This window comes from Hydrotalea sandarakina, assembly GCF_003254115.1.
Lineage (GTDB): Bacteria > Bacteroidota > Bacteroidia > Chitinophagales > Chitinophagaceae > Hydrotalea > Hydrotalea sandarakina.
Genome location: NZ_QKZV01000001.1, coordinates 94676 through 107542, shown reverse-complemented (window position 1 = coordinate 107542; position 12867 = coordinate 94676). Strand labels below are relative to the sequence as shown.

Here is a 12867-nt window from a genome sequence, read left to right as displayed (position 1 = left end):
TTTTTTGAAAGTATAAATTTAAGGTTATGCCTAATCCGAAACGCAGACATTCACAGCAACGCAGTGCTAAAAGAAGAACCCATTACTTGGCTGAAACTGTTACATTAAGTAAAGACAGTACAACAGGTGAAACACATGTACGCCATCGTGCACATGTAAGTGAAGGTAAATTGTATTACAAAGGAAAATTAGTAGCTGAAAAAGCACCTTTAAAGGCCTAATTTTCGTTTTTATATTTTTCACACTGCTATTTGTTTTCTAACGAATAGCAGCTTTTTTTGTTTTTATCAATACCTTTACCAAGTGGTATTGATTTGCCTGCAAGTATAATTAGTAAATAAGTTTTGGGTAGCATGTATTTTACTTGTTTTCCCCCCTATTTTTACAATGGAAAATGGTAAAACACATTCAATTAAAACAGCATTGTTGAGCTATTAAACAAAAAAAACATGAACATAGGAATAGATGTAATGGGCGGCGATTTTGCACCCTTAGAAGCCATAAAAGGTATTCATGAATATTTAACATCTAACCATTTCCCCAATAGTAAACAAGTTACAATTACAGCTATAGGCAACCAATCAGCCATTGAAAGCTTGTTGAAAGAATACCAATTAACCCATATTCCTATTGTACATGCCGAAGATGTAATTGGTTATAATGAACATCCTACCAAAGCTTTAAAAGAAAAACCCAAAAGTTCCATTTCTATTGGCTTTCATTTATTAGCTACTCAAAAAATTGATGCTTTTATCAGTGCAGGCAACACCGGTGCCATGTTGGTTGGAGCTTTATTTAGCATTAAAGCCATTGAAGGCGTAATTCGGCCTACCATTGCAACTATATTACCCAAATTAAATGGCAATACCGGATTATTGTTAGATGTAGGTTTAAACGCTGATTGTAAACCTGAGCATTTAGAACAATTTGCCGTTTTAGGCAGTTTATATGCACAACATATTTTGCACATATCCAATCCCAAAGTGGGGCTTTTAAATGTGGGTGAAGAAGAAGGAAAAGGGAATATTTTGGCTCAATCTACTTTCCCGTTATTAAAAAGCAATACACAAATTCATTTTAATGGCAATGTAGAAGGCCGCGATTTATTTAATGATAAAGCCGATGTAATTGTTTGCGATGGCTTTACCGGTAATGTAGTTTTAAAATTAGCCGAAAGCTTTTATGATATAGCTCATCAACGAAATTTTCACAATGACAGTTATATACAACGTTTTCATTATGAAAATTATGGTGGAACGCCCGTATTAGGGGTAGCTAAACCTGTTATTATTGGCCATGGCATTAGCAATGCAAAAGCCTTTGCCAACATGATTGATGTTGCCGAAAAAATGATTGAAACTGAACTTTGCAAAAAAATTGAACAAAGTTTTCAGAACCAAAAAGCAGTAAGTACAGAATAGCCCTATTTAATTTACCGGTAAATTCAACTTAGCATTTGCATTTCCCGCCAAATAAATGGTTTGCGATGGGTATGCGAACTCAATACCTCTTTGTTCAAACGCTTCAAAAAGGGAAAGATTAATGGCTTGAACAGTATTCATGTACAAAACATAATCGGGACTTTCTATATAAAAAACATATTCAAACAAAATAGCAAAATCACCGAACGATTTAAGGTGCGCTCTATCAAAAGTGGCACCTGCAGCAGTAATAATATCCTTTAACAGGCCGGGAATAGCTTCTAAATGTTGCTTTGATGTTTGATAGGTAACTCCAATACTATTCACTACACGCCTACGTTCCATTCGTTTAAAATTATGAATGGTAGATTTTACCAATTCCGCATTAGGCATTACCAACTGTTGGCCATCCAAACTTCGCAAATGGGAAGTTTTAATACCAATCCTTTCAATAACACCACTCGTGGTTCCTACAACTATAAAATCGCCTACTTCAAAAGGTTTATCAAAAAATATCACTAAATAGCTGAATAAATCACTCAAAATATTTTGAGCAGCCAGTGCAATAGCTATACCTCCCACCCCTAATCCGGCAATAATAGTAGTGACATTATAACCAAGATTGTCGAGTAACATGATAAAACCTGCCCCCCAAATCAATACTTTCACCAACACGAGTAAGCCATTTAATTGTTTAATGCGAATGGGAGGTTCATTTTTAAGGTGCATATACAACAATACCAAGCTGTGCATTAAATAATTAATTAAGCGAACAGCATAGTAAATGGTAATTACAGAAAGCGCAGCAGATAAAACATGCTGTATCTTTTGAGAGAAATTAAGGGTAGTGATAATGGAATAATTGATAAACAAATACAGGTATGGAATCACGAATTTTTCGGCTGCTATCACTAATTGGTCATCAAACTGGTTGTTGGTTTTGCCGGTTAAATGCTGCAAATAACGAATAAGGTATTTTTTAAACAATTTAAGCATTACCCATACCAATAACATCCATCCCAATACAATTACATAGTCTAAAACCTTGTTTTCACCAATCATTTTCTGTAAAAAAGGTTGCATAAAAAGCCATTTAGAATTAAAAAAATACCAAACCCATGAAGCAATGCTTTTACAATTGCCTCAATAAAAATTGAAAGCGTTGTGTTATTCCAAGCTTAAAAATGCTACCAACCCTTTATAGTTTTTGCAGCAAAATATGTAATGCATTAGGACCCTCACAACACAATAAATCAATACAACTTAAATTTTTTTGAAAGCCAATTTTGGTTTCAAAAACTTGGGTATAACGAACAGGATTTTGTATTTGCTGAAAGTTTTTAGGGTTATACCTGTTCCGGTCATCTTGTACAAAATTAGGGTATTGAGGTAAAAATGTTTCAGTAAACGACAAATTGACAGTAAGCTTCAAACATTTTAAAACCCATTGCAGGGTAGCCAAGTTCAATTCAAACAGGGAGGAATAAGGGGTAAAAATTATTTCTTTTAAAGAAGGAGCATAATACTCAAAGAAAGGCGAACGGTTATAATTGGTAACCAGGGTTCGCCAATGGGTAAGTTGCCATCCACTGGAATAATCAATTTTTATGTCTCGAAAAAAAGCTTTTTGATCACGTCCTTTTTGAATGGGTACGGTTAATCCCATAACACCATTGGCCCCAACCACCATGCAACGATTGCGAAAACTCATTTTTTGCCAGGTATCGCATTGCTCAATTTTAACATTTGAAAATTCAACTAAAGTTTTAAGTAATTCAACACTTATAAAATATTGATTATCAATAATTAATGTTTTTAAATTATCCATTTTAAAATATTTCTTTCAAAAGTTAAAAATTCGTTCGAAACTGCTGCAATTTTTCAGCTTATAATTTTTAATAAAATTCCATAAATTATTTATAACCAATAAATTATGAAAATTAATTTAAGCTAAATATTTTCGCTTTAAATGAAGTGAAAATATTTCATGAAAAACCTAAATTGTTTAGCATCAAATTTACGGTAATTTCTGCCAGCTTTTTGCAAGCCGGAATTTTTAATTACTTTTCAGAAAAAAAGAATGGTGTTTAAAAAAGCTTTCCCCCTATTCGCCTTGATAGGAATATTGGTAGCTTGTAAAAAACCACAAGCATTTGTTTTTAAAAGTATTGACCAAATAGAAATACAACCTTTGTCGAAGGATTCCGTGAATGTTAAGGTTGATTTGGCATTTTCTAATCCAAACGGATTTGCGGTGAATTTGAAAAAAGTGGTGGGAACGATTTTATTAAATGGAGATTGGGTGGGCGAATATCATTTGGATACTTTAATGAAAATTGACAAAAAGTCAGACTTTACAATACCGACTGCTTTACGAATTTCCAAGTCGGTATTGTACAAAAATGCGTTGAACAGCCTATTTCAAAAGTCGGTTGAGTTACAAGTAAAGGGTTATTGTAAAGTGGGCAAATCGGGAATCTTTATACATGTACCCTTCGATTATAAAGGACAACAACATTTGCCTTTATAACCGAATGGATACAAAATATTTAGCTTATTGAAGGCTTATTGCATGGGTGGAATATGGCAAGGTTTACCCTTTTGTGGACCGCCACCATCTTCAGCTCTTTTACAAATGGGGGGCAATTTTTTATAAGCATCGGGTTCTGCTTTTTCATCATCTGCATCAAAACCGGCATTATTAAGGGCAGTTTTAATTTCATCAACTGAAACACGGTCAGGTACATATTGAACGCGAATTTCGCCTGCCAACAAGTTAATTTTCCATTGTACCATCCCCTTCTGCATATTGGCATTATTTTCAATAATCAAGTATTTTTCCAACCGTTCTTTACACTCCCAACACCTTAAATTATCTGATTTAATGGTTACCCACTGCGGTCTGGCCGACATTACTTGGCTTTGAGCATATTGTGCAGCAAATGCCAACACAAGTATTATTATCCATTTTTTCATCATAAAACGACATTTAAGTGCAAAATTCTAGTACTTATTGTTGTCCCCATTTATCGGGAGCCTTACGCCAATTTAATAATAATTCCTCAGTTGAAGCATCTACAATTTGTTTTTGGACAGCTAAATTTATTAAAACACTATAATTGGTTAACGCCTTAAACGGAATTCCGGCGTCTTTAAACAATTGCTCTGCAACATCAAAGCCATACGTAAAAAGTGCAACCAAACCAATTACTTCCATACCGGCTTGCTGTAATACTTTTACTACTGCTAAACTGCTTTTCCCGGTTGATATTAAATCTTCAACCACTACCACTTTCTTGCCGGGAAATACATTTCCTTCAATTTGATTACCTAAACCATGTTCTTTAGGTTTAGGACGCACATATAGGAAAGGAAGCTTTAGCTGATCGGCTGCCATTGCACCCCAAGCAATTCCTGCCGTTGCTACACCGGCAATTGCATCGGCATTTTCATATTCGGTAAACAACACATTGCATAGTTCACTTTTTATAAAATCGCGTTCATAGGGAAATGACAACACTTTCCTATTATCACAATAAATAGGGCTTTTCCATCCGCTAGCCCAGGTAAATGGTTGCGAAGGATTAAGTTGAATTGCTTTAATTTGTAATAGCTTTTCGGCAACGGCTTGAGCATTGGCTTGCATAAAAAACAGTTTGCTTCTTCTTTAATATTTCAAAATTTCACGCTAAATTAAGCTGCAAGGCAGGGTTGAATGCTGTAACTTGCAATATTATTATTCACATTCTATTAATATTACCAAAATGAAAAAGATTGTTATTGCCGGCGGTGGATTAATTACGAATGAAGATGGAGAAATATTAATGATTTTTCGCAGGGGTATATGGGATTTGCCTAAGGGTAAAAAGGAAGAAGATGAAACCATACAAACCTGTGTAATGCGTGAAGTTGAAGAGGAAACAGGTTTGCACCAGTTAACATTAGGTAACGAAATTGCCGTTACCGTGCATGAATATGTAGATACCTACTCAGGTAATGAAATTGAAAAACATACCCATTGGTTTTTAATGAAAGCGAATAAAGCAGAAAAACTAATACCGCAAGCTATTGAAGATATTAGTGAAGTAATTTGGGTAAAACCAAGTGATTTACATCAATACCTTCAACATACCTACCCATCTATTATTGAGGTATTAAAAAAGGCCGGTTATACAAACGCCTAATGCTTTTTGATAATAGCAACAGTTAATCGGCTTATACAAATTAATTGGTGCTTTTCATTAGCAATCCGTATATCCCACACATGCGTAGTAGCACCAATGTGCAATGGCTCACACCTGGCCGTTACTATGCCTTGTTGTACAGCCTTAACATGATTGGCATTAATTTCTAAGCCCATGCAAAGTTGTTTTTCCGGATTTATAATTAATGCTGAAGCAACACTGCCAATGGTTTCAGCTAATGCAGCTGATGCACCCCCATGTAAATATCCGTAAGGTTGTTTCGTTACATGGGTTACAGGCATGGTTGCCACCAAGTAATTGTTCCCAATTTCTGTAAACTGAATACCTAAAGCTTCACCCAAGGTATTTTTATTCAGCTCATTTAATTCATTCAATTCAATATGCTGCTTCCGCCAAATTGCGCTCATATTTTTCTTTGTTGAAGGGTAGCAACTACTTCTTTCGGCAAAAATGCATCGGCGTTTCCGCCATTTTTTAGAATATCGCGAACAATGGTAGATGCCACTGAAGTATATTTAGGTTCGCCGGTTAAAAAAATGGTTTCAATATTTCTGTTCATGGTCCTATTGGCGTCGGCTATTGATTTTTCGTATTCAAAATCGCTAACAAATCGTATACCCCTTAAAATAAAGCGAGCACCGATTTTTTCGCAAAAATCAATCGTTAATCCTTCATAGCAAACACTTTCAACTTTAGGTTCATTACGAAATATGGCTTTGAACCAATCCATGCGTTGTGCTGCTGAAAACATGGGATTTTTAGCCGCATTAATACCAATACCTACATAAATTTTATCAAATAAAGGAAGGGCTCGGTTAATTATATCTACATGTCCTAATGTTACAGGATCGAATGTACCGGGGAACAAACAAATTCTATTCATCGTTATTTGTTTTAAACCAAGCAAACAGTAAATGTTTGTTCAGCATTAGTGATTATGAGGCGATAATAAATATAATGCTGCCATACGAACAGCTACTCCATTTTCCACCTGATGTAAAATAATAGAAAAAGGGCCATCAGCCACATCACTATCTAATTCCACACCTCTGTTAATTGGGCCGGGATGCATAATTACAATCTCCTTTCCTAAATTTTCCAACACTTCCCTGCGAATACCAAAACTTAAGTTATACTCACGAAGTGAGGAGAATAAAGGTTGATTTTGGCGTTCTAACTGAATACGAAGCACATTTGCCACATCGCACCATTGTAAAGCTTCTTTTACCTGGTAAGTAACTTTTACGCCAAAGGCTTGCTGAATATAAGGTGGAATTAAAGTAGGCGGACCGGCCACCATTACCTCTGCTCCCATTTTATGCAGCAAATAAATATTGCTTAAAGCTACCCTGCTGTGCATAATATCGCCAATAATAGCCACTTTTAAACCTTTTAGGCTGCCGAATTTTTCCTGCATGGAAAAGGCATCTAACAAAGCCTGAGTTGGATGTTCATTAATTCCATCACCGGCATTAATAATAGCAGCAGGAATATGTTTTGACAAAAAATGAGGGGCACCGCTGGCACTGTGGCGCATTACCACCATATCCACTTTCATACTTAGAATATTATTCACGGTATCTAAAAGTGTTTCACCTTTCGCTGCCGAAGAACCGCTCGCAGTAAAATTAATGGTATCGGCACTGAGTCTTTTCTCTGCTAACTCAAAAGAAATACGCGTTCGGGTAGAATTTTCATAAAATAAATTAACCACAGTTACATCGCGTAATGAAGGAACTTTTTTAACAGGCCGTTGTAAAACTTCTTTGAACTGAACGGCTGTTTGTAAAATAAGTTCTATATCTTCTTTTTGAAGATCCTTAATACCAAGGAGATGTTTGGTAGATAGTGCCATTAAAAAGCGAAGATAATGTTTTCAATAATTAACTGTCTAATAATTCTACATATTCATTTCCGTCAGCCTCCTGCCAATGCACTTTTACTTTTTGGGAAACAATGGTATCAATAGCGCGGCCCACATAATCGGGTTGTATTGGAAATTCGCGACTGAATCTTCTATCAATTAAAACACATAAGGCTACTTTTGCCGGCCTTCCAAAATCAATTAATGCATCTAAGGCAGCCCGTATAGTGCGGCCGGTGTACAACACATCATCAATTAAAATAACATTTTTGTTTTCAATAGAAAATAACATGTCGGTTTTATTGGCAATGTGTAACGCTTTTCTTATGTCATCTCTATAAAAAGTAATATCTAATTTGCCATAATGAAAAGTATGATTGGGAATAAGTTGTTGCAAAACACCCACAATTTTGTCACTAAAAAATACACCGCGTGGCTGCAAACCAATTAATACGGTATTATGCATGTCGGGATGGTCTTCGCGAATTTGGTAAGCCAACCGCTGCACCATAATTTGTAACTGTTGCTGATTAAGTATTGTTTTCAATCGTACTTAAATTTTTATAAAAATACGTGTTTCCGTTTATCGTGCTTACTTTGCAAATCTACCATGCTTTATTTAAACAAAATATCATTATTCCAATTTAAAAACTACACTCATAACCATTGGCAGTTTACTGAGCCGGTTATTGGCATTTGCGGACCAAATGGTGTTGGGAAAACGAATTTATTAGATGCCATTTATTTTTTATGTTTTACCAAAGGCTATTTTAATAGGCAAGATGCTAACAATGTGCAGCAAGGTAAACAGGGAATGCGTATTGAAGGAAGTTTTTTAAACAATACCGGATTAATGGAAGTAGTTGGCATTTTGCGTGAGAATAATAAGAAAGAATTTTTGTTGAATACCGAACCATATAAAAAATTTTCTGAACATATTGGTCGAATTCCTTGTGTGATGATTGCCCCTGATGATATTTCTATCATTACAGGATTAAGTGAAGAACGCCGCCGATTTATTGATACTATAATTTCGCAATACAACCAAAGCTATTTAGAAGCTTTAATACAATACAATAAACTGCTGCAACAACGTAATAGTTGGTTAAAGCAAATAGCTGAACACAAAGTGTATGATAAAGATTTGTTAGATGCTATAAATCTGCAATTGGTACATTTTGGGGAAATAATTTACAAGCAAAGGCAGTTATTTATGCAGGAATTTACCCCAATGGTCATTCAGTACTACACAGAAATTGCTAATAACAATGATGGCTTAAAGCTGCAATACGAAAGTCATTTGCACGATAATGATTTTGAATCATTGCTTAAATCATCGGTTGATAAAGATTTAATTTTACAACGCACCCAAATGGGGGTACATAAAGATGACTTAACTTTTTACATGCACGATACTGCTTTTAAAACAAGGGCTTCACAGGGCCAAAGAAAAACGTTACTGCTTGCTTTAAAACTTGCAGAATTTTCAATTTTAAAAAAAGAAAAAGCAGTTGCCCCTATTTTATTGTTAGATGACATTTTTGAGAAGTTAGATGAACAAAGAATGGAAAAACTGTTTTATAAGGTTTGTGTATCCGAACAATGCCAAGTATTTATTACAGATACCCATTACAATCGACTAAATGAGTACTTATCTAAAATGCGGATAAGTTTCCAAATTATCAACCTATAACATTAGTATCTTTACACCATGGGAGAATATAGTATTGGCGATGCATTGCATCAGTTTATGAATAAAAGTAATTTGCGTAATGGTATACGAGCTGTACAAATTACGCAAATTTGGGAAGAAGTAATGGGTAAAACCATTGCAAAATATACAGAAAAAATAGAGATTATTAATAATACATTATTTATATATACTCCTGTAGGCCCATTAAAAAATGAGCTTCAATTCCAAAAGGCACAAATTATTGAACGCCTTAATGAAAAACTACAAGAACCTTTAATACAAGAAGTAGTTATTCGTTAAAACTACCTATTAAGCATAAGTATAATCATGTTTATGCTTAATGTGCTGTTCTTCTGCAGTTTCTTTTAAAATATCATAAACGCTAATAACACCTAAAAATTGATGGCCATTGAATACAGGCAGATACAATACCTGAAAGCTATTCATTAGCTCAAGGCAGTGCTCAGTACTATCATCCGGCGAAACAATAGGAAAGTCTTTAATTAAAATATCTTTCACCAATGTTTTTTCCGGTTTTAGCCCATTCAATGTAATTTTATGCAAACAATCTTTCTCGCATACAATTCCTTTGTATTGATCATCATCCCTAACAATTATGTAACTAACATTGGCTACTTTCATTAATACCAAAGCTTCTAATACGGTAGCTTTACTGCTAATAAAATTAAACTTAGCAGATTGGGTGGCCAATAACTCTTTTACATTTTTCATAATTGTACATTTTATTTCTTTCAGACAATGCAATAAATTATAACAATGTTGTATTTTTAATTAAATACATACATATAGGATTTATTGAACTTGCCTGATGGAAGGTGATTGCAGAATTGCAATGTAAAAGTAGCAAAACAGTGTTAGCAAAAAATGATAAAAATCAGTTAATAACGGATTTAATGTTGCAACCTTGGATCAAGGTAAGCATACAATGAATCTGATAAAATATTAACGACTATAAAAAAACAAGATGTTAACAAAACACTACCCATAACCACCGGGAAATCAAGTTGTTCTAATGCATCAACAGTAACTTTGCCAATACCATTCCATCCAAAAATAAATTCAACAAAAAAAGCTCCGGCCAATAATTCAGCAAACCATCCGGTAATAGCAGTAAGAATGGGATTAAATGCATTTTTTAAGGCATGTGAAAATAATACTTTGGTACGACTAAGTCCTTTTGCATAGGCAGTTCGTATATAATCTTGCTGCAACTCATTTAACATACTGCTTCGGGTTAACTGTGCAAATATGGCCAATGGGCGAATACCTAATGTAAGCGCCGGTAATATTAAATTTTTAAGCGCCAAAGTTTTACCATTAAAAGGTGTTACTTCATATAAACTTCCAAGCATATGCAATCCGGTGTATTTTGATAAAACAAAGCCAAATACATATGCAATAACAATACCGGTAAAAAATGAAGGAACAGATATGCCTAAAATACTTGTAAACAAAGTTGAAGTATCAAACCATGTACCTTTGTACACTGCTGCTAAAATACCTAATCCAATGCCTATTACAGCTGCCAATAACATAGCTGCAATTGTTAACACAACAGTGTTAGGTAAAGCTTGCATTAATATGGCTGTAACTTGCTTTTTAGTTTGATATGAACGACCTAAATAAGGCCACTTAACACCAACTTTAAGATGATTCCCCACAAATAGGCCCTTTATTTGTTTCTGCTGTATTGCATTAGCCGTGTAAATTGATACAGGTGATACATCATTTACATAAAATAAAAATTGTTTCCATTTGGGTTCATCTAACGACAACTCTTTGCGAATATTTTGAATGGTAGTTTTATCAGCATTTTGGCCGGTGATTAATTGTGCAGGATCACCCAAACCTTGAAACAAAATAAATACTACCGTAATTACTCCAAGCAAAACAACAAGTCCATATAGTATTTTTTTTAACATTTCAAAAAACTATTTTTTTAGAAACGCCATTACTTTGAAAGCATCGGCAAAACTAATTTTTTGTAAAACTACCGGCCCTTGCATAATAATGTAAGTAGGATTAACCCTTGCTGCCGTTTTCATAACAGTAGCATCACATTGTAAAAGGGGCACCGTTGGAAAAAATTTTTCTGCAGCATGCATTTGAGCAGTTACTAAAAACAAGGGAATTTGTTTGCTTTTCGCTTCATCATATATGGCTTCAAACATCGATTTCCATCTATCAATGTTATCAAAATCTTTTGCAAAAAATAAAATGTACTTTCCGGGTGTTTGCAGAATAGCTTGTGTTGTATCTGTTCCGGTAGGTGTTTGTAAGGTGAAATCTGTTATTGCGGCAGTTAACCCATTCCCTTTCTTAACTAATGTGGCTTTTCGACCAATGAATTCATAGGTACTGTCTAAATCATCCGGCAAATTATCTTCGGAAAAATGAAACTTTTTTCCATTTTTTTCATATTCAAAAGTATAACTATAAGTATCAGGAACTGCATTAGGGGGTGTTTTCATTTCCTCAATTAAATTATTACCCACTTTGTATGGCAAACAATCTACAAATGGTAAATGCCGCAAAACATACCATTGCATAATACAAATCAACCCAACTACAATAATTAAAATAAATAATGATGAAGTTGATGCAAAAATGGGTTTAATATACTTATAAGTAAGGGTTAAGAAGATAATTAACACCAATAAAATGACATCTTTAGTAAATGTTTGAATTGGTGTGAGTGGAATACAGTCGCCAAAGCAACCGCAAGTTTTAATTTTACCACTAAACAATACATAACTGGTTAAAAACGTGAAAAATATAATCAGTATTAATAATAAGCGACTGAAAAACTTTGATTGCCAACCAATAATAATAGCGAGCCCGGCCAATATTTCTAAAATATTCATACCAAAGGCCATGTAAAGAGAAAAATTATCGAAGAATGACCAATGCCAAGCTTCAAAAAACTCTTGCATCTTATAGCTTAAACCCAAAGGGTCATTGGCTTTTACTAATCCAGAAAAAATAAACAGCAATCCTACCAACCACCTAACTATACCAACAATATATTTCATAGATTCATTTTTGGGGTGAGATTTTATTTGTTAGGCAATATTTATTGATACAAATACAATATTGTTTTGTTATTTAGGCATAAGAATTAAAGCAAACACGGCATAATTTATAATGTCAATAAAGTTTGCGTCAATACCTTCACTTACTAAGGTTTTTCCATCATTGGCTAAAATCTGCTTTATACGCATTAGCTTCATTAAAATTAAATCTGCAAAACTTTCCTGGCTCATTTCACGCCAAGCTTCACCGTAATCATGATTTTTATTTTGCATAACTTGTTTAGCAATACTCACTTCTTTTTCATACCATTCTGAAACTTGATTCAGTGGTAACTCCTCTACTTTAGGCTGATTAATTTCTAACTGAATAAGACCAATTACTGCATAATTGACAATACCTTTAAATTCAGAAGCTATATCATCGGCAACCAATTGCACTTTTTTATCTTGAATAGTACGAATACGTAAAGCTTTTATAAAAAGTTGGTCTACTACAGAAATAATACGCAGAACCCGCCATGCAGTTCCATAATCGGCAGCTTTTTGTATAAAAATTTTTTTACACTGTTCAATTACGGCATCGTATTGCTGACTGGTTATATCCATAACATTTATTTAAGTTGAAAAGGTG

The 12867-nt window shown here is 34.3% G+C and carries 18 protein-coding genes; 6 read left to right on the top strand and 12 right to left on the bottom strand.

Annotation, left to right across the window (positions count from 1 at the left end; translation table 11 throughout):
• Positions 1-26: 26 nt before the first annotated feature.
• Together rpmF and plsX are read left to right on the top strand one after the other, a co-directional pair.
• A complete protein-coding gene (gene rpmF, locus LX80_RS00510) occupies positions 27-221 on the top strand; it encodes a 50S ribosomal protein L32 (RefSeq protein WP_111293097.1) in 195 nt (64 codons plus the stop codon).
• 228 nt (positions 222-449) lie between these two features.
• Positions 450-1421, top strand: coding sequence for a phosphate acyltransferase PlsX (plsX, locus tag LX80_RS00505; RefSeq protein ID WP_111293096.1), 972 nt, complete (start codon positions 450-452; stop codon positions 1419-1421).
• Positions 1422-1427: 6 nt separating this feature from the next.
• On the opposite strand, the gene LX80_RS00500 is transcribed toward plsX, so the two are convergent.
• Both LX80_RS00500 and LX80_RS00495 read right to left on the bottom strand, forming a co-directional pair.
• Positions 1428-2504, bottom strand: coding sequence for a mechanosensitive ion channel family protein (locus tag LX80_RS00500; protein WP_111293095.1), 1077 nt, complete (start codon positions 2502-2504; stop codon positions 1428-1430).
• A 115-nt stretch (positions 2505-2619) separates the two neighbouring features.
• A complete protein-coding gene (locus tag LX80_RS00495; protein WP_111293094.1) occupies positions 2620-3249 on the bottom strand; it encodes a WbqC family protein in 630 nt (209 codons plus the stop codon).
• A 252-nt stretch (positions 3250-3501) separates the two neighbouring features.
• Here LX80_RS00495 and LX80_RS00490 point away from each other — a divergent pair, with 252 nt between their 5' ends.
• Complete coding sequence (locus LX80_RS00490) at positions 3502-3951, top strand: LEA type 2 family protein (RefSeq protein ID WP_111293093.1); 450 nt, start codon at positions 3502-3504, stop codon at positions 3949-3951.
• Between the two features lie 35 nt (positions 3952-3986).
• Here LX80_RS00490 and LX80_RS00485 read toward each other — a convergent pair whose 3' ends face one another.
• Positions 3987-4400 (bottom strand): copper chaperone, encoded by a 414-nt coding sequence (locus tag LX80_RS00485; RefSeq protein WP_146250347.1) that lies wholly within the window; start codon positions 4398-4400, stop codon positions 3987-3989.
• 31 nt (positions 4401-4431) lie between these two features.
• The gene (gene pyrE / locus LX80_RS00480; RefSeq protein ID WP_111293091.1) at positions 4432-5067 is read right to left on the bottom strand and encodes an orotate phosphoribosyltransferase; all 636 of its coding nucleotides are present in this window, start codon (positions 5065-5067) and stop codon (positions 4432-4434) included.
• Between the two features lie 118 nt (positions 5068-5185).
• Between pyrE and LX80_RS00475 the strand changes: the two genes are divergently transcribed.
• Positions 5186-5605 carry an NUDIX hydrolase gene (locus LX80_RS00475; protein WP_111293090.1) on the top strand — a complete coding sequence of 140 codons (420 nt, stop codon included), beginning with the start codon at positions 5186-5188 and terminating at the stop codon, positions 5603-5605.
• Here LX80_RS00475 and LX80_RS00470 read toward each other — a convergent pair.
• Genes LX80_RS00470 through pyrR form a run of 4 tightly spaced genes read right to left on the bottom strand, consistent with a single transcriptional unit; the run spans position 5602 to position 8037 of the window.
• A complete protein-coding gene (locus LX80_RS00470) occupies positions 5602-6033 on the bottom strand; it encodes a hotdog fold thioesterase (RefSeq protein ID WP_111293089.1) in 432 nt (143 codons plus the stop codon). The two genes, LX80_RS00475 and LX80_RS00470, sit on opposite strands and share 4 nt — an antisense overlap.
• Positions 6030-6509, bottom strand: coding sequence for a pantetheine-phosphate adenylyltransferase (coaD, locus tag LX80_RS00465; protein ID WP_111293088.1), 480 nt, complete (start codon positions 6507-6509; stop codon positions 6030-6032). Before coaD ends, LX80_RS00470 begins: the two co-directional genes overlap by 4 nt.
• 45 nt (positions 6510-6554) lie before the next feature.
• Complete coding sequence (locus LX80_RS00460) at positions 6555-7481, bottom strand: aspartate carbamoyltransferase catalytic subunit (RefSeq protein WP_111293087.1); 927 nt, start codon at positions 7479-7481, stop codon at positions 6555-6557.
• 28 nt (positions 7482-7509) lie between these two features.
• Positions 7510-8037: a bifunctional pyr operon transcriptional regulator/uracil phosphoribosyltransferase PyrR gene (gene pyrR / locus LX80_RS00455; RefSeq protein ID WP_111293086.1), complete on the bottom strand. Its 528-nt coding sequence runs from the start codon at positions 8035-8037 to the stop codon at positions 7510-7512.
• A gap of 63 nt (positions 8038-8100) precedes the next feature.
• On the opposite strand from pyrR, the gene recF reads away from it, so the two are divergent.
• Together recF and LX80_RS00445 are read left to right on the top strand one after the other, a co-directional pair.
• On the top strand, positions 8101-9183 hold the full coding sequence (recF, locus tag LX80_RS00450; RefSeq protein WP_111293085.1) for a DNA replication/repair protein RecF: 1083 nt from the start codon (positions 8101-8103) through the stop codon (positions 9181-9183).
• An 18-nt stretch (positions 9184-9201) separates the two neighbouring features.
• On the top strand, positions 9202-9483 hold the full coding sequence (locus LX80_RS00445; protein ID WP_111293084.1) for a DUF721 domain-containing protein: 282 nt from the start codon (positions 9202-9204) through the stop codon (positions 9481-9483).
• A 9-nt stretch (positions 9484-9492) separates the two neighbouring features.
• Here the strand turns inward: LX80_RS00445 and LX80_RS00440 are convergent, their stop codons facing one another.
• The 4 genes from LX80_RS00440 to LX80_RS00425 form a co-directional block, all read right to left on the bottom strand.
• On the bottom strand, positions 9493-9915 hold the full coding sequence (locus tag LX80_RS00440) for a CBS domain-containing protein (protein ID WP_111293083.1): 423 nt from the start codon (positions 9913-9915) through the stop codon (positions 9493-9495).
• Between the two features lie 179 nt (positions 9916-10094).
• A complete protein-coding gene (locus tag LX80_RS00435) occupies positions 10095-11126 on the bottom strand; it encodes an ABC transporter permease (protein ID WP_111293082.1) in 1032 nt (343 codons plus the stop codon).
• A gap of 9 nt (positions 11127-11135) precedes the next feature.
• Positions 11136-12236, bottom strand: a complete 1101-nt coding sequence (locus tag LX80_RS00430) for a BT_3928 family protein (RefSeq protein WP_111293081.1) — start codon at positions 12234-12236, stop codon at positions 11136-11138.
• 69 nt (positions 12237-12305) lie between these two features.
• Positions 12306-12842 (bottom strand): DUF1599 domain-containing protein, encoded by a 537-nt coding sequence (locus tag LX80_RS00425; RefSeq protein ID WP_111293080.1) that lies wholly within the window; start codon positions 12840-12842, stop codon positions 12306-12308.
• Positions 12843-12867: the final 25 nt, after the last annotated feature.

Bases quoted from the DNA above. Each gene is read 5' to 3' on its own strand.
- coaD (WP_111293088.1), bottom strand. From the start codon at position 6,509: ATGAATAGAATTTGTTTGTTCCCCGGTACATTCGATCCTGTAACATTA.
- rpmF (WP_111293097.1), top strand. From the start codon at position 27: ATGCCTAATCCGAAACGCAGACATTCACAGCAACGCAGTGCTAAAAGA.
- LX80_RS00490 (WP_111293093.1), top strand. From the start codon at position 3,502: ATGGTGTTTAAAAAAGCTTTCCCCCTATTCGCCTTGATAGGAATATTG.
- LX80_RS00500 (WP_111293095.1), bottom strand. From the start codon at position 2,504: ATGCAACCTTTTTTACAGAAAATGATTGGTGAAAACAAGGTTTTAGAC.
- pyrE (WP_111293091.1), bottom strand. From the start codon at position 5,067: ATGCAAGCCAATGCTCAAGCCGTTGCCGAAAAGCTATTACAAATTAAA.
- plsX (WP_111293096.1), top strand. From the start codon at position 450: ATGAACATAGGAATAGATGTAATGGGCGGCGATTTTGCACCCTTAGAA.
- LX80_RS00440 (WP_111293083.1), bottom strand. From the start codon at position 9,915: ATGAAAAATGTAAAAGAGTTATTGGCCACCCAATCTGCTAAGTTTAAT.
- LX80_RS00460 (WP_111293087.1), bottom strand. From the start codon at position 7,481: ATGGCACTATCTACCAAACATCTCCTTGGTATTAAGGATCTTCAAAAA.
- LX80_RS00435 (WP_111293082.1), bottom strand. From the start codon at position 11,126: ATGTTAAAAAAAATACTATATGGACTTGTTGTTTTGCTTGGAGTAATT.
- LX80_RS00475 (WP_111293090.1), top strand. From the start codon at position 5,186: ATGAAAAAGATTGTTATTGCCGGCGGTGGATTAATTACGAATGAAGAT.
- LX80_RS00430 (WP_111293081.1), bottom strand. From the start codon at position 12,236: ATGAAATATATTGTTGGTATAGTTAGGTGGTTGGTAGGATTGCTGTTT.
- LX80_RS00445 (WP_111293084.1), top strand. From the start codon at position 9,202: ATGGGAGAATATAGTATTGGCGATGCATTGCATCAGTTTATGAATAAA.
- recF (WP_111293085.1), top strand. From the start codon at position 8,101: ATGCTTTATTTAAACAAAATATCATTATTCCAATTTAAAAACTACACT.
- LX80_RS00425 (WP_111293080.1), bottom strand. From the start codon at position 12,842: ATGGATATAACCAGTCAGCAATACGATGCCGTAATTGAACAGTGTAAA.
- LX80_RS00470 (WP_111293089.1), bottom strand. From the start codon at position 6,033: ATGAGCGCAATTTGGCGGAAGCAGCATATTGAATTGAATGAATTAAAT.
- LX80_RS00485 (WP_146250347.1), bottom strand. From the start codon at position 4,400: ATGATGAAAAAATGGATAATAATACTTGTGTTGGCATTTGCTGCACAA.
- LX80_RS00495 (WP_111293094.1), bottom strand. From the start codon at position 3,249: ATGGATAATTTAAAAACATTAATTATTGATAATCAATATTTTATAAGT.